This window comes from Bacillus sp. EB106-08-02-XG196 (assembly GCF_013396335.1).
Classification (GTDB): Bacteria; Bacillota; Bacilli; order Bacillales; family Cytobacillaceae; genus Neobacillus.
In genome coordinates, this window is sequence record NZ_JABWSY010000001.1 from 166,637 (window position 1) to 189,142 (window position 22,506).

Below are 22,506 nucleotides of genomic sequence, written 5' to 3' on the forward strand. Positions count from 1 at the left end.
CGTAACACCTACAATTCAAACCAATGGTTTTGATTCAGTTTCTTGTACCAGAAATAGCTGTCTTTTTTCGTTCGCTTCAATGTATGATAATCAACATGAACAAGACCGAATCTCATACTATAGCCATAGGACCATTCATAATTATCCATCAATGACCAAACACAATAGCCTTTTAAATTCACACCTGATGATAGCGCACGACTAATCTGTGTTAAGTGCTGCTTTAAGTAGTTGATTCGTTTATCATCACAAACACGACCCTCGACAGGATCCTGATTATACGTTGCACCATTTTCTGTGATGTAGATTGGTACCTCGCCATATTTATTTTTTATATCCATCAGCACCTTGTAAAAGGCATCCGCATAGATGGTAAACCCGATGTCGGTTTTATCAAATAAACCATCAAGATGTTCACAATCAAACGTTCCATTTCCTTCTTTATATCTCGATACCGTTCCAGTATAAAAATTGATTCCTAAAATATCGATAGGCTGCGAAATGATTTCCATATCCCCTTCTTGAATATTTACTTTTGCTCCTTTTTTTGCAAACCAATCTACTAAAATTTGCGGGTAGCTTCCTTTATATACGGGGTCTAAAAACCATTCCATAAACCATGCCGAGATTCTCTTACAAGCCTCGATATCTTCTGGTCGATTGCTAAATGGTTCATACCAAGTAACATTTGGCGCAAAACCAATTTCTCCAGAAATACCAAGTTCTTTAAATCGCTTTACAGCTCGTCCATGTGCCAGCAAGAGGTGATGGGCAACATCAAGAGAAGTTTGGAGATCTTTTTCCCCAGGAGCCTGCTCGCCAACGAAATATCCTAAAAAGGAAACACACCACGGTTCATTAATCGTTAACCACGATTTAATTTTTCCTGAAAACTCACGGAACAATAAATCAGAATACTCAACAAATGCCTCAATTGTTTGTCGATTCTTCCAACCGCCCTCATCTTGGAGAGCTTGCGGTAAATCCCAATGATAGATGGTACAAAGTGGTTCAATTCCATTTTCTAATAGCTTATCGACAAACTGATGATAGTGGTCCAGCCCTTTTTGATTGACGTCACCTCTTCCGTTTGGAAAAATTCTTGGCCATGCAATGGAGAAACGATAGGTATTCACACCTAACTCCTTTAATAATGCAATATCTTCATCCATTCGATGATAGCTATCACAAGCAGTATCACCATTGTCTCCATTTAGGACCCTGCCAGGAATTCTGCTATAGGTATCCCATATAGACATACCTCTGCCATCTTCGTTATAGGCACCTTCAATTTGATAAGATGCTGTCGACACACCAAACCGAAAATCTCTAGGAAAAGTAATGATTGCCATAATTTTCATACCCCTTTCTTTATAACCATTTATATTCTTCTTGAGATGGCTTCATTTTCGTCCGCCTGATCCGTAATGAGGATATATGGTTGAGGGCGGAGAGTATTCATATTCTTCTCGAGCCAGTCACTCCACCTTTTTTGGTCTTTTTTAATACTGAGTCCGCTTAATCGTTTTAATTCTGTATATGCCTGCTTACTAAGTAACGAACGTACATCATCAATATAGGTAATTAATATTTCATACCCTTCAGAACTGCCGCACCGTGCTAATGCCCTGCCGACAGCTAGCTCTAGGAGGGCTCTCCTTTCTAAGAAAAAGTCTGCTTGATAGCCTTCATAACAATACTGATTGCTTATTGCTGGAATTGACAGTAGCTGTTTAAGGAATGGAACTGCGTCCACATCACCTAATTTTTCAGCACCAACACAAAGCGCATGAATGTAATAAAAAATCCCCCACATTTTGTCTGTAATGTCTTCTTCAGTTGGATTTAGCAGATCAGCTACCCGCTGCCACACCTTAATAGCCCGTTTATCCCTTGTTAAGCCTAATGAGTAAAGCAAATAACACACATCTGGCATTGCCCCATGGTCAGGAGGCATCGTAACATACAATATATCCGCCGTCCGTTTAGGAAGCTGTTCCCCTTGAAGCATGGTCATTATTTCTGAGATTAAGGTTGGCACTCCAGTTGTTGAGCCATACATTGCTAAGGCTTGAGCGATTCGCACCTTACGAGTACCTACTGCTCCCGCATTTTCTTTTTCAAGGAAAGGAATGATGCGTTTCCCTACTGTAGAAATTTCAACAAATGGTATTCGTTGTTGATAGATCTCATTCATCCGCATATTCGAGTATTCATAGAGAGGCTCATTCACCTCAATGGAATCTATAAGTGCAACTAATTGCTCATCAGAATATTGAAAGGGCTCAGTAGTTCTTGTCAAAATTTGTTCAGGAATCAGGCCCTCTTTCACAATTCTCTTCTGCAAATTCGAATATTCTATTTGTCTAGGAAACTTATTTTCCTTTACAGCCATCGATGCTGCCAATGCTGCAATCCCGCCGAGATTTTCTAAATCCGATTGCATTCGAATCGCAGGCAGTGCATCATGTGTAGCAGAAATAGCTTTACCGACCACTAAAATTCCATCTAGCCCTTTTGGTAACAGCATTCTGTATGGGATTTCGATTTCAAGGTTTGGTGGAATGAACCCAGCATTCAGCCAGTTTACTTCGCTAATCCCCTTCATATCATGGTTGCTGAAATGAATATTAATACAATCGTGCCAGCTCCTATGAAGCAATTGATCACTCATATTCATTACAACATCACCTATAATATGGCGGCTTTCACGAGGAGCTACATAAATTCCGTGATCATGACAGCCAGCAACGTCTACACTCCATCTTCTTCTTCCTGAGAGAATTGCTCTTGTGTAGTCATGGACATCTGACACATTCACCATACTCGTAAAATTATTTTGTAATTTTCCCGGTTTGTTATATTGAGCCAGCGAATACCACATTGTAACGTGATCACGAGCAGCACCATAGACAAATTCTGCCCCTGCAAAAGCTGCAAGATCACCATCACCGGTTGCATCAATCACACAGTCAGCTAATAGGGAACATGCCCCCCATCTTGTCGCGATCATACTTCCGCATACACGAGTCCCTTTTGTAATTGCTCCAAAGGTAATCGTATTGAACAGCATCTCAATTCCTAAACGGTCTGCTAATTCTAACAGCGCATACTTTTTTGCCTCAATATTCCATTTATGACCCTTATAGTTAATTCTTTTCTGGACATCATGGACGAGTTTCGTTATCTTCTCCGCATAACCATGGCGCTTCCCAAACCAATAGCTGTCAACTCCACCGAATGTACCTGTTCCCCCAAGCCCAGGATTGAGGTCAACAAGGATGGTGTTCATTCCTTCCTCTGCAGATACAATCGCCGCAGCACCACCACTAGAGCCGCCGCCGGCAACTAGCACCTCGGCCTTTTTAGAAAGGAAGACTCCTTGGGCGGGAACGTTCCCAAAATCATGACTCTTTTCTAAAAAATCAACCGGAATTTTCACTTCATACTCAGTAATAACTTCAGCAGTAACACCTTTAACTTGAATTATCTGCTGATTCATCATTGAGAAATCGGTTACTAATTCCGCAAACTGTTCGCCAAAGGATGCTGCCTTTACTGGATCAAGCCAATTCGTATTGTTATTTTCATATAGGTCTTTATAAAAACTCCACACGTTTGGATAGTTAACTGCTATTTTTTCAAGATGGAAATTATGATCAGTCTGTATGTCCATACAATATGGACCCTTTAATTCATATGAACTTGCAGATAACAACGCTTTACTGAACGCAGGGACCTCTTGAATTAAAAACTCACTAAGCGAGATTCCTAGTTTTTGGGCGATTGTTTCACGAATCTGATTTCCTTCTAAACTATTTTCAGCCTCTAAATATAGTTGGTATTCCACATAGACATGACCATTCTCATGATAGCCATGAAAAAGGTTAATCATATTTTCCTTTATGTTTAAATCTGTTGGAACGGATATTTCCGCTTGGTCAATCTCTTGGACATTCGTAAACTCTAAAACGCGCTTATAGAATGTCTGCTCTTTTTCAGCGGTAGATTTCAAAGCATCTTCGGTTAAAAAGGTAGTGATAGCCGTTTCCGTTGCATCGACAATTCCTTTACATCGGATTAGCTGCCGTCCTGATTTATTTGCCATCACCAATCCATTCCAATCAGCTTCAAAGCGAGTGATAGTGATTGGAAGTGAACTATACAATAATTCAACACCAGCAGCAAATAATAGGTCCTCAAGATGTATTTTCAATTGATCCATCTGAAAAACAATCATATTTCCATTCTGAACAGGTTTCCCACATGCATTTATACAAGAGTCGATTAACTGGGATCTAAATGAATGAGATTGCTTAATCCAAGGGCTAAGTGAAGCGGTCATTTCACCGCCTAAATAGGTTCTGGATTCCACCACCATTACACGTTTACCTTGCTTGGCAAATTGCAATGCACTCGCAATACCTGCAAAGGATCCACCGAGTATGACAACATCGACTTCTGCTAAAATAGGAATATCACCGGCAGGCAATTGAGGCTTTTTCATATTCATTACCTCCCTCACCTTAGTCCGTTAATTCTATTTCTAGAAGCACTTCACCATCAATGGCTTGACAATCAATCGTATAAATATCCTGGTTAACGGAATCACTTTCGATCGGTACCACTTCACCATTAACAGTTGCTCTTAATGGTTGTCCTTCAGACAAGAATGCAAAGACTCCGCCTTCTTTTAACGTAAGCTTCAAACCACACTCTGTGTTCCAATTATTTATAATTCCATGATTACAAATAAACTTATTGATAAGCCCAATCGGAGTAATCGAATCTGTTACTGGAATCAGGAGGTATATAGAACTTCCATTCTCGGCTAATTCGATATTGATCCGTTCTTCTTTTTTCAGCTTCCAATGTCTCTTAGTTAAGACATCAAAAAGGATGAACTCTTCACCTGCTAAATTTGGCACATCAATTGGCCCGATAGAACCTTTAACGGTTTCATTTCCTACAAAAATATTAAATGCAGCAACAACACCTGCACCTTTACTTGAGTTCCAAATTTTTAGCGGCACCCTCGTTTTGAATGGATCGATAAACAAGCAATCCTCTGTTGGCACTCCAGGCTGGTCACAGCGTATAATTCGGCCATCACTGTAGATTAACGGCCAAATCATTTCTGGATTCGTGCTATCAACAGCATCACTGAAATAAATGGGTCCCCCACTAATGACGCGCAAAATCATATTTTGCTGATCATCATGGTTTTTCGTCCAATACATATCCCAATCGCCCCAATAAAAGGCACCGTGGTAAAAAGAATTATAGGCATTTTGCAGCGCATGTTCTTTAAAACCATTCATTTCTTGCGGGACAAAATCATCGCTATTTCGTGATACAGCGGAGTATGGACGATGCCAAATATTTTCTTCAGCCATTCCCATACAGTTGATAACCGTATTATTAAAATGTAAAGAACAGGACGCTTCAAGTGCTGTATGAGCACCGCTTGCTGCTTCACCGACTGACTGGTTATGAGCCATAAAGTTTGAAATGGCACTTTGACTATCGACCTTAACAAAATCGATTCCATCCTTTTTAAGCTTAGAATGCCAGGCATGCCAAAAACCAAAGCCTTCTTCCGCGTTAGGTGATGGGATTAAACTGCCGTTTTTCGCTTGGTATAAATGCTTATCTAAAGATTTGGCTAAAGAACTATCTGGTGCAATTCCTTCCCAATATCCTGCAAGCGTGTGCCACACACCTACCCAGTTCACTCCAAACTTCTGCTTAAGTGAGGATACAGTACTTGATAATCCATTAGGGAATTTCTCCTGGTCAGCATCGAAGGATTGCAGTTTTCTTCCATTAACCTCTGACCAGCCATCATCGATCATCACCCATTTAACAGGGAGATTTTTTTGCTGCAATTCTTCAGCTTTTGTGAGAATTCCTTCCTCATTTACCGCATGATAAAAGGCATCCCAGCTGCACCAGCCTAAATAATCCAAAATTTCCGGATATCTCTTTTCCTCTCTAGGCAAGACACTTTGACCACAGAAACTTAAAGCCCTCTTTACATTGTCATTCACTAACTGGAAAGGATGGTTTGATGCACCAAAAATAAAGGCAAAGGTACTAATCTGGTTATAGCCGCCATGAAATGGAGAAACAGAAATCTGCAAGCCCTTTTCAGTGCCTGACAAATCTGTACGTGCTTCTTTATCACAAACAGGAAGCAGATGAAAATAACGATTATCATTTTTTAAAAGCAAGGATTGTGTTCGTTCAGGGATTTCCTTGATGTTGTTCGTAAAAAATGGGCGCGTCCACCAATCTTTATGTTGATAGTTCGCCATTGCCTGATACTCTTCTATATGGTTAGCAATCGTAATGTTAATTGCTTGCTGTGTTGCAAAATAAGCTTGTTTTTTGAACAGTTCATCATTTTTAATAGATGCAGTTACAAATGATGTCATAAACGAATCATAACAGCGGAATGTTAATGCTGCCGTTACCGTTTCCAAATCATCACAATAATGATAACTATATTCCTTATAGGTGCCGAGGAGGTCTTCCACTGTATTCTCTGACGCGGTTTTGAGATTTAAAGATATAGTAGAGTGAGAATCAAGATTTACTGAGACTTGAATTCCTGATAAAATACGCTGATTATGGTAAAGACAATCTAGCTCGTCTTGTTTTTTATCGAATTGAAACATAGTATGACTCCTTTAGTCTTTTTTGGTCTGGACCTATCCTTCGAGTTCAAGTGCATATTTAGCAACAGAGAGAGACGCTAGGTCACCAACACTTTCTTTTAACCCTGAAGGAACAACCTCGCAAACCTCGAGCGAGAAAGGAAGGGCTTCTTTTCGTAGTTCTTCCATCACGATTGGTTTTAATAAAGCTTCTTGCCGCAAGTAAATGCTGCCGATAATAATTTTTTCGGGATTAAGCATATCAATTAAAAGAGCTAAGCCTCTCCCTAATTTCTGCCCAACTACTTGATAAATCTGATTGGCCAGCTCGTCCCCAGCATTTACAGCTTCTGCAACACTTTTGGCTGTGATTTCAGCAATTTCTTCCCTTGAAGAACAAATCTCGGTCGTTTTTCCTTGATTGAACCATTCATTAACCATCCTTTGAGCTAAACGAGCAATACCGCCGCCGCTGCAAAAGCCTTCAAATGATCCGGCCTTCCCGTATCCGATTGGACCGTCCTGTTCCAAACGAACATGGCCGACTTCACCAGCCATATCATTTGTACCCGTATACAAGCGTCCATCCAATATGAAACCTGCACCCATTCCCGTTCCGAATGTTAGAAAGACCATGTTGTTCGTGTCTTTTCCTGCGCCCCACTTCCACTCAGCCAGCGCACATGCATTTGCATCGTTTTGGACAGAAACTGGGACTAGAAAACGTTCTCTTAGCGGTGTTAAAACATCAATCCGGTCCCAGTTTGGTAAATTTGGAGGCGATAAGATGAGCCCTTTCTTACTATCAAGCGGACCGCCACAGCTTATTCCAATGGCTGTTAAAACAAAATCTTCCTGCTCAAATAACATTTTCTCTAATGCATCCATCATTTTCGTCAGCGCTTTTTCGGGGGTATCAGGAGTAGGAAAACTTTGTTTTGCTACAATCTGAATTCCTTGCAGATCTTCAATACCTACTACTACAGCACACTTTGTTCCACCGATATCTAAACCTGCTAAAACGGGTTTCATCCAAAGAACTCCTCCTCAAGCATGATGCAAAGGGTGTGGTAAATAGGCAGATGCCTTTCCTGAATATCCGGTGTGCCATCAAAAGGAACACAAATGGTAATATCACAAAGCTCTTTTAAAGCCCCGCCACTTTTACCAGTGAATCCGATCGTTGTTATTCCAAGCACTTTTGCCACTTTTACAGCATGGTTAATATTGTTCGAATTACCTGAAGTACTAAAGCCAATGAATACATCGCCGAGTTTTCCGTAACCGTAAACCTGTTGTGCAAACACCATGTCAGGAGCAACATCATTGGCAAAGGCTGTCATCAGTGCCGAATGGCTGACAAGCGAGATAGCAGGGAGCGCTCCCTGCAAATTTTCACCAAGATAGTCTCCATCTGCAGTTTCCCTTAACTTTGCTTTGATTGTTTGAGGTAATGGCCGCTTCGACATAAACCCCTTCATTAATTCACCAACAACATGCTCACAGTCAGCTGCACTGCCTCCATTACCAGCAAGCAGCAGTTTTCCATTTGCTTCATAGGACTTTTTAATCGCATTAAAAGCTTCAATAATACTGTTCTGACATTCAAGTAATTCTGGATATTTTTCAATTAGTTTTTCTAATCTAGCATTCATCGTTACATCCCCTATTAAAATCATTCATTAATTTTCCTTAAGATGGTCAATCGCCTTAGCAAAGAAATCAGGACTCCCAAAACTGCCTGACTTTAAGACAAGCATCATTGATGGCTTATTTAAACTCATACATGAGGGAAGACCGGGTTCAATTTCCTTCCAGACTCGAAGACCTTCAATCCCAAGCCTGCTGCAAACAGAAGCAGAGGTTTCACCACCTGCTATTAACAGGCGATTAGCATTAGTCCGTTTTACCGTTTCATCAATTACAAACGCTAATGATTCAGATACGCTCCTTGAAACTGCCGTATTCGAAAAACCTAAACTTGCGGCAATTTGTTTTGTTTCTTTCACAACATCCGGGTTATTTGATGAGTGCACCAGCACATCTTCACCCTTTGTTAAGCAAGTGACAAGTTTCGTGATAAGCTCCTCTTTATGTGCTTCCTTTTGCCCAGAAAACAACAGACGTGATTCCAATTCCAATACAGGAAATCCACGTTTCTTCATTTCTTCCACTTGCTTAAAGGTCTGTGGCATTAAACTGCCAGCGGCACATAGTATTCCTGTATCTAATTTTGGAATTTTAATAGATTGTTGTTCCTTTTGACCTTGATTCATTACGAGTGCTAATTCTTCTGCAATGCCTGATGCCCCGCAGATAATCTTTTCCTCTTTGATGGCTCTTGCAATGACTTGTAAAGATAACTGGTCTCTAACATCAATCAGCAAGTAATTGCACTCTGTACGCATGCGTTCAATTTCTTGTTTAAGTAATTCGCTGCCTTGATCAATGATATCGACTTCCACAAGGGCTACTTTTCTCTTTGTTTGTGCTTGTAAAATTTCAACCAAGTTAGAGTCGTGCATCGGATGTACAGGGTCATGACGAAACTCAGAATCTGCTAATTTTTTTCCATGGACATAATGCTCTCCATTTATCGTGGTTCTTCCGTTTTTCGGGAAGCCAAGTACAACGACAGCAAATTCACTTTCAAGCGCATCTAGCATCGCATCAAATTCAGCACCAATATTTCCACGAAAAACCGAACATGTTTTATTAAAAAATTGTTCACATCCTAGTAACTGAAGATTTTTTGTGCTCGAAAAAACCTTCTCGTAGGCTTCGTTGTAGGAATCGAGACGAGAATTCGTATCGATGATTAATACTTCTGGTAGGAACGTTCCTATTTTTGTTTGTGAAAATGTGTAAGGATAGACATCTGTCTGCCAGGCTGCTTTCGCATACATAATTCCAATATCATTTGCTCCTGTAATATCATCCGCAACAATTCCGATCAATTTTCCCACTTCCTTCGCGGCTTATATCCTGAATCATGAAGAAAGCTGTGTATCTTATTATCCGAAAGCTCTTGAAGAACGATACCGGAGCTGCGGGAAATGATGAGCATGCGGCATGCCATTTCTAATGTTTGCAGTGCCATTTTCGCTTCCTTAATGCTTGTATCATAAACAAGGACTCCATGGTTTTCTAATAAAAGAATGTTGGCGTTTTTCGCCTTTTCTCGAACGAGTTCTCCTAATTCAATTGAACCAGGATGTGCATATGGGACACGTTCAATCCGTTCTAAATAATACATCCCTTCAACAAACCAAGGTGCATGTGCGTCGAGATGGGAAGAAGCGATCAGCGTACTATATAAAGGTGAGGCGTGGAGTACTGCACCGATTTCAGGCCTAGTTTCATAGATTGCTTGATGCATTGGGACTTCTTTCGAAGGCTTTGGACCGAAACTAGGACTCTCGTTAACTTCTAAAGAGCATTCGGCAAAATCTTCTACATCTAAATCGCCTAAATAAGTACCGCTTGCCGTAATAAAGAACGAATTCTCCTCCGTTTTAGCACTGATATTCCCTGAATTTCCCCAGGCAAGGTCATATTCCATCATGAATTTTCCTGTTTCCTGCAATTGCTTTTTTAGTTCTAGCAGTTTCTTATCGATGACCATTTTTACTCATCCCATTCAATTAGATTCGTTTCCCTAACTAGATTTTCGCTATCTTTAGGGATTCGGAAGGTTTTGATTTCTGAAGGTTTAAAGGATGCCTTAAAGGAACGATTAAATTTCGGCAAAGTGATTTCAACTTCTGCTGCGACTTTATTCGTTTCATAAGCGCGAATAATCAAATCTTCATTGTCTTCTGCTTTCTTGATGGCGCTTACGAGCACATGATTCGCACCACTTATGTTCACATATGAATCTGTTTGTGGTAATGAACCTTTGTGGAATGTTTCAATAATAGCAATTGGTTTACAATTTAATTCCGCTGCTCTTTTCACTGTTTCTGCATCTTCCCAGCTTCCTTCATGTGGAAGTAACGAGTATTCAAAGCGCTGAATTCCTTGGTCGATAAACGTATATTCCCCGTCCTCCTCTGGAACAAGTGGATCATGATGGGCATAAATTGGACTGCGCAATACCGTTAAAGAAAGCTCCTTATTGTGGATACTGTAACTATATTTTGCGTCATTCATCAAACTCAAACCATATACGCCTTCGTGGTTTGGACGAACACCTGTTACATCCACCCAGCTTTGACCCGGTTCCTCTTCGCCATTATGTTCCCGCTCGATTGTTCCATATGGAATTTCATATGTTTGTTTCCTAAAGATTGAATTGATAGGGAAAACAAGCTTCAGCATCTTGAACTTTTCTCGCCAATCAACAGTAACATTCACATCAATTTGGTCTTTCTCTTGATACATGGTGAAGTCCTGAATTACTATAGAGCGTCCGTATTCACTTTTCACCCGAATCACAGATTTAACTGGACCATGCTCTGCAAGGTAAATCTTCGTCGCCTTAAACTTGCCTAATCTATCATTAAAATGGAGGGTATCATGGCTCCAAGTATCTGTTTTGTCATTCAGGACCATCGGTATCGCTGCAGGACCCGAAAAAACTTCATGCTCTACTTGTTTATCATATAAACTCTTAATCCAACCTGTTTCCGAATCAAACTCGATTCTAAAACGTTCGTTTTCCATGGAGTATTGGCTTACATTAATTGGTTCACCCACTGGTGTAACGCTGTTTAGTTCTGTATAAAGCTTGTACATACGATATCCCATGGCCGGTAAATCAGCTAAAAAGTTTAAGCGCCATCGCCCCCCTGCTGTTGCTTGTGACTGTACTGTTTGAAATGGAACAGCATTGCCTTGATCATCCACTAAAACAGAGGTTGATTTAAAGCCGCCAATTTCAATTTCTACATTCACTTTGCTCACCCATGCATGTGGGTTAAAAACAACAATTGGTTTCATTCTTTCATCTTGTTCGATATCAATTTTCCATGAAATCGATTGAACCGCATTATTTAAGGCCCGGTCAGCAATCGAGATAGCTTCGCCATATAAATTTCTTGCATCCTCATAGGCAGGCTCAATACTCGTACCCGCTAAAATATCATGAAATTGATTAAATAAGATATTTTTCCAAGCCCGTTTGAATTCAACTGGATACGGTTGTCCTGTTAACCAAGAAGCAAGAGCTGCATATTTTTCAGCTGTCATCACGATATTTTCTGCTTTACGATTGTATTGTTTCACGCCAGAATGGGCAGCATAGCACCCGCTTGCATGGTGCTGAAGATCATCATGAACAACAGGTAAATCATTTGTATTTTTCATTTTTTCAAAATATTCTTCAGGTGTTGAGATTGTTAGATTAGGAAGACTGGCATCCTCATTTAACCGATAGATACTCTCAATGTTTTCTTTCGTTGGTCCGCCGCCATGGTTTCCTACTCCATAGAAAATCATCAGGTCATTGACGCTGCCTTTAAACTCGCCTTTACTTCGATGGACAATTCGATCAAGCTCTTTGCCCCATGAATTATATTCCTGCATAATTCGGAACGCCATTACACGTGTGCCATCATCAGATTCCCACCAAAAGAGCCTACTGGGAAGACCTTTTTCATTTGGTGCAGGCCGCATAAAAACGTAAGAGTCCATTCCACTTTTCTTTAGAATTTGTGGAAGCATGCCGTGATGACCAAAACTATCAACATTGTAGCCAACACGAGCTGTTACACCAAATTTCTCTTGAAAATAATGCTGGCCATATAGACCCTGTCTTACAAACGACTCACCATTAGGGATATTGCAATCTGGCTGAATCCACCAGCCGCCAACAATTCGCCAGCGCCCTTCTTTTACCCGCTCTTTGATTTCAGCAAACATTTCCGGATCATTTTCTTCTACCCATTCAAACATCGCTGCTGAACTACAGGTGAAAATGAAATCCTCATATTCTTTCATTCGGTCCAAGGCTGAACGAAATGTGGCTTTTGTTTCTTGGAATCCCTCTTGCCATTGCCAAAGCCAAACTGGATCTAAGTGAGCATTTCCAATCATATGAAATGTTTTATCTTTCATTTCCTAAAACCCCAATCTGTTGATTCTTTTTGTTATTGGTTGAAATGACATGCTTTATTATCACTTAATAAAAATTGAGTGATTTTTTCTGATACCGTTTCTTCGACAGCATTTTGACCTGCCTGCAATTCATCTAATGGTAATAGCCTACATTCAACATTGGTCATTCTTTCCTCTCGTCCGATTGCCTTTAACACAGAAAGCTCTAGGTCAGTGGCAATATTTACTTTACTTACACCGCCGTTTGAAAGCTGAAATGCTTTATGGATCATTTCACTCGGTACACCGGATCCGCCATGAAGCACTAAATGGACAGGTGTTAACGCACGAATACCACTTAAACGGTCATAATCAACCTTTGGTTCACGAACCATGTACACACCATGTGCTGTTCCGCATGATACCGCTAAGGCATCGACACCTGTTTGTTTAACAAATTCAGCTGCTTCAATTGGATCAGTATATAATTCTTCATCTTTATCTGTTTCAATAAAATCGGTTGTACCAATCATGCCAAGTTCTGCTTCCACAGATACTCCTTTTGCATGAGCATATTCCACAACCTCTTTTGTAATTTTTACATTCTCGTCAAATGGTTTTTCTGAAGCATCAATCATGACAGATGTGAATCCAGCTTCGATTGCATCCTTAATCACTTCTAATTCTTTCGTGTGGTCTAAATGTAAAACAACGGGGACTGTAATCGCTAAAGTTTCTACTTGTTTATAAAACTCATCCGCAAATTCAAATGGTGTAATTCCATAACGTTCTAATTCTTTTTGTGAGATTTGAACAATAAGTGGTGAAGCTGTTTTTTGTCCTGCTTGTAAAACTGGTTTAATCATTGCTGTATAACGTGGTGAAAACGAACCTGTTGCATATTGAAATTTTTCTGCCATTTTTAACGCTTCGGTTAATGGGAGTACATTAGCTGGTTTTACTTGATTCATCATTATCATTCCTTTTATTTAATAGTTTGTAAGGTGTTTTTCACTGCTTCCATACCTAGCTCGGGACTCGTTACAAAATGGCGCTGCTCATCTGCCGGAAAAGTAGAAACAACCCTTGCCATTGATGCTTGAGCTAGTACGACGATATCTACTGTTTTTGCTAATTCACGTAAAGCCTTCGAAAGGTCCGAATCATGACCATCTTTATCGCCTGCCATTAATTTCTGATAGGCGGATGCAACTAGAATAGGTTGAAACTCAACTGCTTTCTGCTTCTGTGCTGCTTTTTGTTTTAACAATTCTAAGGTCGGTTTTAGCGTCGTTTCCAAAGTTGCCGCAACCCCAATTTTTGATGCAGCATTTACTGCATATTCTGCCATCGCGTCATCAATGCGGACGATTGGTATTGCTATTTTTGATTGAGTTAAGGAAACAAGTTCTCCTATTGAAGAACAGGCATTCAATATACAATCAGCCCCCTGCCCATGTGCAACCCTGGCATAACTTTCCCAGCGTTCAGCAATTTCATTGATATTCCCGCCATTTTTACTTAGCTGCGGGAGGATGGAGTCATCTACTAAATTGACAATCTCGCATTCTCCAATCATTTTCTGGGCTAAATCCTTTAACGGCTCAATGGTGACTGGAGTCGTATGGATAATCGCAAGCTTCTTTTTCATCTCTTCATCCCTCCAATTTGATAGTAAGATAGCTGCTGCCGATATTAGTAAACTCAACTAACCATCATGGCTGACCAGGATGGCTAATTGAATTTTCAATTAAGATAGCTTCAAATCGCTATTAAAAGTTAATGCTTCCTGGGCAGCATAGAGCACTAGACCAACACACCAGGAATGAGATAGTGTTAACATCATTCCCTTCGGCTGAAAGCAATTCGTATTATAAAAACGCTCAGTGACCATTCCTTTATAGGCGTTAAAATCACCATCTTTTCTCGCAATAAATTGCAAGAAACAAGCGATATGATCTCGTGTTCGGTCCAAGTAATAGGAATCATCACTATATTTCCATAAACGCAGCATTTCTGGCACACAAAACAGTCCATAATTATGTAAATGCTGATTAGACGGCGATGCTTGGTCAGCACCACGAGAGCGGAAGTCGTACTGATTCAGCAATGTATGCTCTGGAAATGCTAGATTGTAAGTCCAACGGAAAGTCATTAACCAATCTGCTGCAGATTTTGCAAGCACTAACCATTTTTCATTTTTATCACTTTCATAGAGTAATACATATGCGACCACGGCATTATAAGCATCTTCAGATGTTGGTGTTAAATGGACATCTTCTGGCGCTCCATAGATGTATTCATCTACCACAAATCTCTCATAATAATGGCCTGCCTTTTCTGCTGCAGCACGATATATTTCTTTTTGAAAAAATGTACTTCCTTCTAATAAAGAGGCAATCCATAAAATACCTCCTGCACCGTCCCACTCTTCGACCTCTCCCGTTTCACAGTGGTAATAAGAACCGAAATTTCCATCAGGACGCTGGCGTTCTACAGCAAAATTCAAATTAGAGGTTACAGCCTTTTCCCAATCAGGGTGGCTATATCCTAACTGTTTCTCAAAGGAAAGGGCACGAACCATAAACAAGGCTGCCTCAGAAACCGTTCTTGCCTGCAGCCAAGTGTTTTTCGGATTCCAGCCAGTTCCCCAGCCTTTTCCGAGCACCCATGACGCCCAAAACGTACCACTCGGGGCGAGTGCCGATGCAATATTATTTATAACATCGATTGCGGCATCCACATATTGCCCTATCCCATTTTTTCTTCCATATGTTAGTAATGCGTAGGCGTACGGTGCCCCGCTGACCCAGCCGACATGCATATGGGGGCGGTCTCCCATTCCTTTTACATTGTTATTAAACTCACGGTCAAAGGCAGCAGTTTCTGCTAGAATCCTATGTTCAGGCATATAATGCCAGCGATATAAGCCATGTGCGGTTAATTCTGCTGCTTCTTCAAGTCCGATCCACGGATTTAATGCATACTCTTGCTGATGCTGCTTATAGATTTCACGCACGAAAGGATCATAGGAATGTAAATCAGCTGAGCCTGTATAGATTTTCACTCGCAAAGTGACACTTTCACCTGGTTTAAAGGTATATAAAGAAATATCCTTTGGCTCAGGAATTGGCTGCCCAACAAATGTGACCGGTTCCTCTTTATAAGGAAAATTCACCCAAATGGAAGTTTCAGATTCATTTCCTTTAAACCCTAAACCTGTCAACCCAAGTGCAGACATTTCCTCTACACAAAAAGCACCGCACATCTCATCATTCCAAGCAAAAACGGCTGGAAGTGCCGCACGGTCTGCTCGAAAGGACCAGTGATCAGATACCATTTCTTCATGATTGCCATTACGGTAATCATATCTTGGGTATTGCCTGGAATTATGCTCAAAACGATTCTCTTTGTAAAAGGCACCGGGAATCATCCAAGTCGGCTTTCCGTTTCCTGCTAATTCGGCTTTAAACTGTAATCCAAAATCACCTGAAACCTCCTGCTTGTAGCGAACGTTTAAGTCAACCTGTATATAATGACTGCCATCTTGGTCAGGTTTCCACTCAGATTGAACAGAGAATAACTCCCCTTCGCCCGACACGTGGAAGCTGTCATCCACCTGATTAACTTCTGTTATTTGGATATCCTCTACTGTCTGTTCACCGTTATATATTTCAAGCAGTGATGACAGTTTTAGAAAAGCATTATTGCTCTTTCGTTCTGATGAATACACTTCAATTTCATTATGATGAAGGTTAATAATAGTACTCAAGGAAATCACACCTTTAGTTTGTAAAATTCTAGCAGGTTATCTCTAAAAATTCGCTGTGCAAATTCAACCGCTTCACTTTCTGTTAACATTTGGTCTTGTACTTTTTCGACTAAAACGTCTCCTACAATCTTACGGGCGAGCTTCTGATGAGCATAGGTTCCTTCAATAAAATTGTAATCTCCTCCAAAACCAAAGATCTTTGTTTGCGGAACCATTTCAATCATTTGATGCAATATTTGTTTCGCAATTGTAGGAGAAAGGATATAAACCCATGTAAAGTCTGCATATACATTCGGATAGTTTTTCACAATGTTCAAATATTCTTGGTGGTATGGAATACCGCAATGTAACAAAACAAATTTTGCATCAGGATAAGCAAGTAATAGTGGAATTAAATCAGTAACATTTGAGTTTGTAATAATATTGCCGTTCCCCGAAACACTGGTTTCATGATGTCCTGTATGAATCTGAATCGGTAAATCATGTTTTATTGATCCTTGGATAATATGATGAATCAAGTAATCTTGTAAAACAATCGCTTCCTGCTGCGACATTGGCTCGTCTAAAAACGAAGAAAGCAAGCGATTAAAACATTTTTCCGCTTCATATAATGTTGGTTTCGACGATTTAAGCGTTCTCCAGTAGGCATGTCCGAGCTTTGTCGCAACCATCCCTTCAGAGACAAATTTATTTAATAAGGCATCAACAGCATGAAGATAATCCTGGAATGTATGAACATTCACTCCTGAATGCCTTTCAATTACCTGTATATCCTTAATTGTTCTCAATTTATATGCGTAGTCCAAGAACATGACTGGACGAAAAAGAGAAAAATCAACATTCGTCGTATAAGCTAGTGTAATAGCCAAATCAATACCCGACTTTTCCTTTAACACTTTCGGATACCAATGATCATCATTTGTAGCACCTCTTACCTTTTCATTTAAGGATAATATGCTATTAACAGACCATTCTTCCATTCCATATAAGTCCTGTACAGCTGTATTTAAAGTACGTGCATAAGTTGTATTTTTTGTTTTTTGATAGTAGGTTAAAAATTGTTCAGCTTTCTCTTCAACACTTAATGGTGAATTATTGCTTAAGATACCGCGTTTCATTCCAGCCGTTATTAAGTCTGACTCTAAATAATGAAGAAGACCAAAAAAATCCACTTTATTTTTTCTTCGAATTTCCACCGGATCAATGTGTTCATGGCCATCGATAATGCGAATTTTGTTAATTTCTTCATGGATACTACTCATTATACTGCTCCTCTCAAAGATGAAAGGATGACTTAAAAGAATACATTAAGCCATCCTTAACTCTTACAACTTGCTAATTAATCAACCTTAAGTTCAGGGAATGAGTTCTGTACTTCTTTTTTGAAGTTTTTAATCACTTCATTAATATCAGCATTATCTTTGATTCCCTGTCCTGCTACTTTTCTCCACTTACTTAACACTTCTTCACCATACTTGTCTGATTTAGTTCCAGGAATTTCCTTCACCATTTCGTAATATGGCTTTAAAATATTTTGCTCACCAAACATTGGAGTTTTGAATGTTTCTAAGTTCTTTTCATAAACAGTTAATAATCCTGGCATATTTCCTGTTGCTTCTAGGTTGTGCTGCTGCCATTCTTCACCTGCAATGAATTCAATAAACTTATATGCTAACTCTTTATTTTCTGACTTTTCATAGATTGAACGGTATGTCCCACCCATGTAGAATCCTTTTGGAGTTTTCGCCACGCCGTATTTATCATTTGCGCTATCATCTTTGTTATCAACCATGAAGCCTGCCCAAGCTGGCATTGCATTTAATACAACACTTCCATCATTGATGGCATTTCCCCAGCCTGCTGAGAAAAATTCAAGCTTTGCATCAACGTCATTATTAAAGATTTCTTTTTGAATTTCATAATTCTCTTTCCAGCTATCAGCGATCGTTAATTTTCCATCCTTCACCCAAGGCTTGGCGTGATAGGCTTCAACATTGTATACATCACCAAAATGAGAAATTAAATGAACCTGTCCATTACTTTCTTTATTCACTTTCTTACCTAATTCAATAACTTTATCCCATGAATCTACCATGGCACTGATTTCATCTGGGTTGTCAGTTCCTAAATATTTTTTAGCATTTTCTTTGATATACCAGAATCCACCTGGTGAAGAGTGGTCAGAAATCGCTCGTACATCACCCTTACTATCTCTGCCTAATGCTTCTACATACGGAACGTAATCTTTAACAAGATCTTCAGCACCCATATCAGATAGGTTCGCTGCATACTTAGAATTAATAAACTTGTCAATATAGGCTCTTTCTAAGTCAAAAATATCGGGTACACCTTTACCTGACTGAAGCACATTTAGAAGCTTTGTTTGATATTGATCGCCAGGGAAGATTTTCACTTCAACCTCTGCATCTGGATACTTTTTCTCAAATTCTTTGGCCATATCTTCAACTTGTCCAAAGAATGTCCAGATTGTTAATTTACCTTCTACTTTATTGCTATCACCTTTTTTATCATCAGATGCATTTGTATTTTCATTGTTAGAACATCCTGCAAATAATGCTAGAACAAGAACAGAAGCTAATAGGATTGAAAGCCACTTTTTCATATAGATGTACAGCCCCTTTTTTGGTATAATTAACGTCTATTGTTTTTCTTATCGTTCTCTTTTAGTGCCTAAGACCGTCAATTCTTTCACACTTAATCGAGTTTGATAAGTTCTATATTCTTCAGTGATGGATGGTTCATCCTTTCACTGAAGTTTTTAATTTATGTATTTTTCACATCACCCCCATTAGTTTAAGAAGGATTACCCTTTTAATGCTCCTGCTGTAACTCCGCTGATAATTTTCTTAGAAACAATCGAGAAGAAGATTAAGATTGGAATAACTGATATAACAATTCCTACATACATGGCTCCAAAGTCTGTTGAGAATTGTGATTTTACCATTGCAATCATGACAGGCAGCGGCTGCAGTTCATTATCGAACAGAACAATCATTGGTGTTAAGAAATCGTTCCACTTTCCAATAAATGAAAAGATTCCCAATGTTGCGAGCGATGGCATTAGCAATGGCAATACTAAACGGTGGAAAATTTTCAACTCCCCGCAGCCATCGATTCTACCTGATTCTAGAATTTCTGTTGGGATACTAGAATCACACATTTGCTTCATAAAGAAGATACCAAATGCATTTGAAATCGATGGAAGAATGAGAGGCCAATAGGTGTTTAACATTTGGAAGCTATCCATCAACTTGAAAAAACCAATAATACCTAACTGCCCCGGAATCATCATCGTCCCTAACACAGCAAGGAAAAGAATATTCTTATATTTGAAGTTATATTTTGAAAAACCATAACCTGCTAGTGCCGAGAAGTATAGATTCAATACAGTTGAAGCTACCGTAATAAAGACTGTATTTGCAAAACCTCGCCAAATTGGCACAGTATCTACTAATCTTTTATAGTTTTCAACAAACTCCCCACCAGGGATAAGCAACAGCTTCCTCGCAATATCTGAATTCGTATGGGATGAAGTGACCATCATACTGTAAAATGGCAGCAAACAAGTAAATGCCACAGCAATCAGTAAGAAATATACAGCAAATTTACCTAAAAATACTTTTGCATTAAACTCTTTTTTTGTTTTGCTTTTACTTAATGAAATACTTTTTTCTACAAAACTATCATTAGCTTTCATAAGGATCCCCTTTCATTCCAAGCTGAAAGTCTCCTACTTTTCTAAAGTAAAAAGATATTTTACTGTTCAACTTTGTTCATTTTTGTAAATTTCATTGAGATTAATGAGAAGAACAAGATTATCACAAAGATTGCATAAGCAATCGCAGCACCATAACTATAATCAAAACGTTGGAATGCGGTTTGGAATAGGTACATTACCATTGTCAGGGTTGAGTTATCCGGCCCATTACCGAGCATTAACGGTGCATCAAATAATTGCAGACCTCCGATAACTGATGTAATAAAGGTAAATAATAATACTGGTCTTAATAAAGGCAGGGTTATTTTTGTCGCAATATCCCATTTTGAAGCTCCATCAACTCTAGCTGCCTCATACAACTCTTCAGAAATCGATTGAAGACCAGCGATAAAGACGAGCATATTGAATCCAAAGTATTGCCACATAATCACTCCTGCAACAATAAACCTTGAAAGCCAAGGGCTGTTAAACCAGTTTACTGGATCATCAATAAGCCCAATTCCCATCAAAAATTTATTAACACTCCCTGTTTGCCAATCAAACATTAAGCTGAACAAAACCCCTAGTGTGACAGGTGTAACGATATTAGGGAAATAGAACACAGCGCGAAAGAAATGCTTCCCTTTAATAAACTTTTCGTTCAGGATCATGGCTAACGCTAATGCAAGTATCAATTGCGGAACGATTGATAAAATCCAGATGATTAATGTGTTTCCTATCGCTTTAAAAAAGAATGTATCTTGGAGTAATCGTGAATAATTATCTAATCCTACAAACACGGGGTCTGAAAACCCATCCCACTTCGTAAAGCTTAAATAAAGCGAGAAGATAATAGGCACTAAACCAAAAATAAGAAATGTAATGAAGTATGGAAGCACAAAATAGAATCCATATTTTGATTTATTAATAGAAGAACTTCTCATGTTTTCACAGCCTTTTAAACTTTTTTGTCCACCTTTTCCTATTTTTCTTTGGATTTTTCAATGTCATTTGAGTAAAGTCTATTAATCTAGGAACTCGACTTATTTTAAGTTAGAAATCGGCTCAGATATTTTCCTGCATGAATCACGGATAATTAATTCAGGTTTTAAAAGATGGCGTTTTGCTGGGTACTCTTCTCCAGTTTCCATCCTGCTAAATAATTCCGTTGCTGCTTTCATGCCCATTTGCATAAATGGCTGTTTTACTGTCGTTAATGATGGATATACCCAGCTCGCCAAAGTGATGTCGTCAAAACCCGTTATCGAAAAATTAGTGGGAACATGATATCCTCGCTCTTGAAACGCTCTTAATGCCCCAATTGCTGTTTCATCATTGGAAGCAACAACCGCAGTGAAATCTCCGTCAGCTAGTAACTGATTCATCGCATGATAACCACCCTCATTCGACCAGTCAGTAGTAACAATCCAGCTTGGATTGACTTCTAATCCTAGTTGTCCGATTGTTTCAAGATAACCTGCTAAGCGGCAATTTGTGGCCGCAGCATCCTCTGGCCCTGAAATATAGGCGATTTTTTGGTGTCCAATACGATGAAGGTAGCGAACAAGTTCAGCAATACCGTAATAATTATCTACATCTACCGAAATGACATTCGGAACACCAGCAGAATCTCCAAAAACGACAACTGGGAAACCAGCTTCTGCTATTTCAACTAATTCTTGTTTGTCTCTTTTTCTGAAGCTAATCATAATGATTCCATCAACATGTCCTTCAAAAAATAAATTTTGAAAATAAGACTCCTTATATTTATTTGAGGTCATACTGTAGAACACACAATTAAAACCTTTTTCCTTAGCTACCTCTTCAATTCCTCTGAAAATGGATGGATAAAAAATGTTCGTAATACTGTCAACCACAATACCAATGGTTTGTGTTTTACTTCTAACTAATCTTCTCGCATTTTCATTACGGTGATAGTTCAATTCCTTTATCGCCTTTTTTAATGCTTCTTCTGTTTCCTTTTTTACTGGTAAACCATTCAAATAACGAGAGACAGTGCTTTTTGATGTATTGGCAAGTTTAGCCACATCTTTGATTGTAGGATTCATTATTGCCCTCCTCTCCTTTAGTTTAATATTTTTCTTTTCATAAATAGGAACGTTCCCAAAATAGATAAAACCAAATCATTCCTTTAATTAAACGCTGTTGCTCAACTACGTTCCTCAATCCTAGTAGAATAATGCTCACTTTTTAGGAAAATTCACTTTACGAAAGAATAGAGTTCCTACTACCAAAAGAATAGAAACCGTTTTCAATTAACAAAAAATTTTTTTTACAACCCTTAATGCTATCGTTAATTT

16 protein-coding genes are annotated in these 22,506 nt (G+C 39.2%); all 16 read right to left on the reverse strand.

Annotated features, from left to right (window positions below):
- Positions 1–8: 8 nt before the first annotated feature.
- The 16 genes from MLOOGBEN_RS00750 to MLOOGBEN_RS00825 all read right to left on the reverse strand — a co-directional run bounded on the left by MLOOGBEN_RS00750 (position 9) and on the right by MLOOGBEN_RS00825 (position 22,254).
- A complete protein-coding gene (locus MLOOGBEN_RS00750; protein ID WP_179156348.1) occupies positions 9–1,352 on the reverse strand; it encodes a GH1 family beta-glucosidase in 1,344 nt (447 codons plus the stop codon).
- 29 nt (positions 1,353–1,381) lie between these two features.
- On the reverse strand, positions 1,382–4,507 hold the full coding sequence (locus MLOOGBEN_RS00755; RefSeq protein WP_179156349.1) for an FAD-dependent oxidoreductase: 3,126 nt from the start codon (positions 4,505–4,507) through the stop codon (positions 1,382–1,384).
- A 19-nt stretch (positions 4,508–4,526) separates the two neighbouring features.
- Complete coding sequence (locus tag MLOOGBEN_RS00760; RefSeq protein WP_179156350.1) at positions 4,527–6,680, reverse strand: Sip1-related alpha-galactosidase; 2,154 nt, start codon at positions 6,678–6,680, stop codon at positions 4,527–4,529.
- Between the two features lie 33 nt (positions 6,681–6,713).
- Positions 6,714–7,691, reverse strand: coding sequence for an ROK family protein (locus MLOOGBEN_RS00765; RefSeq protein ID WP_179156351.1), 978 nt, complete (start codon positions 7,689–7,691; stop codon positions 6,714–6,716).
- Positions 7,688–8,314: a D-sedoheptulose-7-phosphate isomerase gene (locus MLOOGBEN_RS00770; protein WP_179156352.1), complete on the reverse strand. Its 627-nt coding sequence runs from the start codon at positions 8,312–8,314 to the stop codon at positions 7,688–7,690. Before MLOOGBEN_RS00770 ends, MLOOGBEN_RS00765 begins: the two co-directional genes overlap by 4 nt.
- A 27-nt stretch (positions 8,315–8,341) precedes the next feature.
- Positions 8,342–9,616 carry a four-carbon acid sugar kinase family protein gene (locus MLOOGBEN_RS00775; protein ID WP_179156353.1) on the reverse strand — a complete coding sequence of 425 codons (1,275 nt, stop codon included), beginning with the start codon at positions 9,614–9,616 and terminating at the stop codon, positions 8,342–8,344.
- Positions 9,613–10,284, reverse strand: a complete 672-nt coding sequence (locus MLOOGBEN_RS00780) for a class II aldolase/adducin family protein (protein ID WP_179156354.1) — start codon at positions 10,282–10,284, stop codon at positions 9,613–9,615. Before MLOOGBEN_RS00780 ends, MLOOGBEN_RS00775 begins: the two co-directional genes overlap by 4 nt.
- A gap of 2 nt (positions 10,285–10,286) precedes the next feature.
- Entirely contained in the window at positions 10,287–12,716 is a 2,430-nt protein-coding gene (locus tag MLOOGBEN_RS00785; RefSeq protein ID WP_179156355.1) for an alpha-mannosidase, read from the reverse strand.
- Positions 12,717–12,748: 32 nt separating this feature from the next.
- Positions 12,749–13,666, reverse strand: coding sequence for a class II fructose-bisphosphate aldolase (locus tag MLOOGBEN_RS00790; protein WP_218780986.1), 918 nt, complete (start codon positions 13,664–13,666; stop codon positions 12,749–12,751).
- A gap of 14 nt (positions 13,667–13,680) precedes the next feature.
- The gene (locus MLOOGBEN_RS00795; protein ID WP_179156357.1) at positions 13,681–14,346 is read right to left on the reverse strand and encodes an aspartate/glutamate racemase family protein; all 666 of its coding nucleotides are present in this window, start codon (positions 14,344–14,346) and stop codon (positions 13,681–13,683) included.
- Between the two features lie 99 nt (positions 14,347–14,445).
- Positions 14,446–16,467: a YyaL domain-containing protein gene (locus tag MLOOGBEN_RS00800; protein WP_179156358.1), complete on the reverse strand. Its 2,022-nt coding sequence runs from the start codon at positions 16,465–16,467 to the stop codon at positions 14,446–14,448.
- A gap of 5 nt (positions 16,468–16,472) precedes the next feature.
- Positions 16,473–17,729 (reverse strand): amidohydrolase family protein, encoded by a 1,257-nt coding sequence (locus tag MLOOGBEN_RS00805; RefSeq protein ID WP_179156359.1) that lies wholly within the window; start codon positions 17,727–17,729, stop codon positions 16,473–16,475.
- A 77-nt stretch (positions 17,730–17,806) separates the two neighbouring features.
- Complete coding sequence (locus MLOOGBEN_RS00810; protein WP_179156360.1) at positions 17,807–19,090, reverse strand: ABC transporter substrate-binding protein; 1,284 nt, start codon at positions 19,088–19,090, stop codon at positions 17,807–17,809.
- Between the two features lie 201 nt (positions 19,091–19,291).
- Entirely contained in the window at positions 19,292–20,185 is an 894-nt protein-coding gene (locus tag MLOOGBEN_RS00815) for a carbohydrate ABC transporter permease (protein WP_179156361.1), read from the reverse strand.
- A 59-nt stretch (positions 20,186–20,244) separates the two neighbouring features.
- Entirely contained in the window at positions 20,245–21,129 is an 885-nt protein-coding gene (locus MLOOGBEN_RS00820) for a carbohydrate ABC transporter permease (protein WP_179156362.1), read from the reverse strand.
- Between the two features lie 99 nt (positions 21,130–21,228).
- A complete protein-coding gene (locus MLOOGBEN_RS00825) occupies positions 21,229–22,254 on the reverse strand; it encodes a LacI family DNA-binding transcriptional regulator (protein WP_179156363.1) in 1,026 nt (341 codons plus the stop codon).
- Between the last annotated feature and the right edge of the window lie 252 nt (positions 22,255–22,506).

Excerpts from the sequence above, each read along its gene's own strand:
- MLOOGBEN_RS00790 (WP_218780986.1), bottom strand. The coding sequence starts at position 13,666 with ATGAATCAAGTAAAACCAGCTAATGTACTCCCATTAACCGAAGCGTTA.
- MLOOGBEN_RS00785 (WP_179156355.1), bottom strand. The coding sequence starts at position 12,716 with ATGAAAGATAAAACATTTCATATGATTGGAAATGCTCACTTAGATCCA.
- MLOOGBEN_RS00755 (WP_179156349.1), bottom strand. The coding sequence starts at position 4,507 with ATGAAAAAGCCTCAATTGCCTGCCGGTGATATTCCTATTTTAGCAGAA.
- MLOOGBEN_RS00760 (WP_179156350.1), bottom strand. The coding sequence starts at position 6,680 with ATGTTTCAATTCGATAAAAAACAAGACGAGCTAGATTGTCTTTACCAT.
- MLOOGBEN_RS00815 (WP_179156361.1), bottom strand. The coding sequence starts at position 20,185 with ATGAAAGCTAATGATAGTTTTGTAGAAAAAAGTATTTCATTAAGTAAA.
- MLOOGBEN_RS00795 (WP_179156357.1), bottom strand. The coding sequence starts at position 14,346 with ATGAAAAAGAAGCTTGCGATTATCCATACGACTCCAGTCACCATTGAG.
- MLOOGBEN_RS00825 (WP_179156363.1), bottom strand. The coding sequence starts at position 22,254 with ATGAATCCTACAATCAAAGATGTGGCTAAACTTGCCAATACATCAAAA.
- MLOOGBEN_RS00770 (WP_179156352.1), bottom strand. The coding sequence starts at position 8,314 with ATGAATGCTAGATTAGAAAAACTAATTGAAAAATATCCAGAATTACTT.
- MLOOGBEN_RS00765 (WP_179156351.1), bottom strand. The coding sequence starts at position 7,691 with ATGAAACCCGTTTTAGCAGGTTTAGATATCGGTGGAACAAAGTGTGCT.
- MLOOGBEN_RS00820 (WP_179156362.1), bottom strand. The coding sequence starts at position 21,129 with ATGAGAAGTTCTTCTATTAATAAATCAAAATATGGATTCTATTTTGTG.
- MLOOGBEN_RS00780 (WP_179156354.1), bottom strand. The coding sequence starts at position 10,284 with ATGGTCATCGATAAGAAACTGCTAGAACTAAAAAAGCAATTGCAGGAA.
- MLOOGBEN_RS00810 (WP_179156360.1), bottom strand. The coding sequence starts at position 19,090 with ATGAAAAAGTGGCTTTCAATCCTATTAGCTTCTGTTCTTGTTCTAGCA.
- MLOOGBEN_RS00750 (WP_179156348.1), bottom strand. The coding sequence starts at position 1,352 with ATGGCAATCATTACTTTTCCTAGAGATTTTCGGTTTGGTGTGTCGACA.
- MLOOGBEN_RS00805 (WP_179156359.1), bottom strand. The coding sequence starts at position 17,729 with ATGAGTAGTATCCATGAAGAAATTAACAAAATTCGCATTATCGATGGC.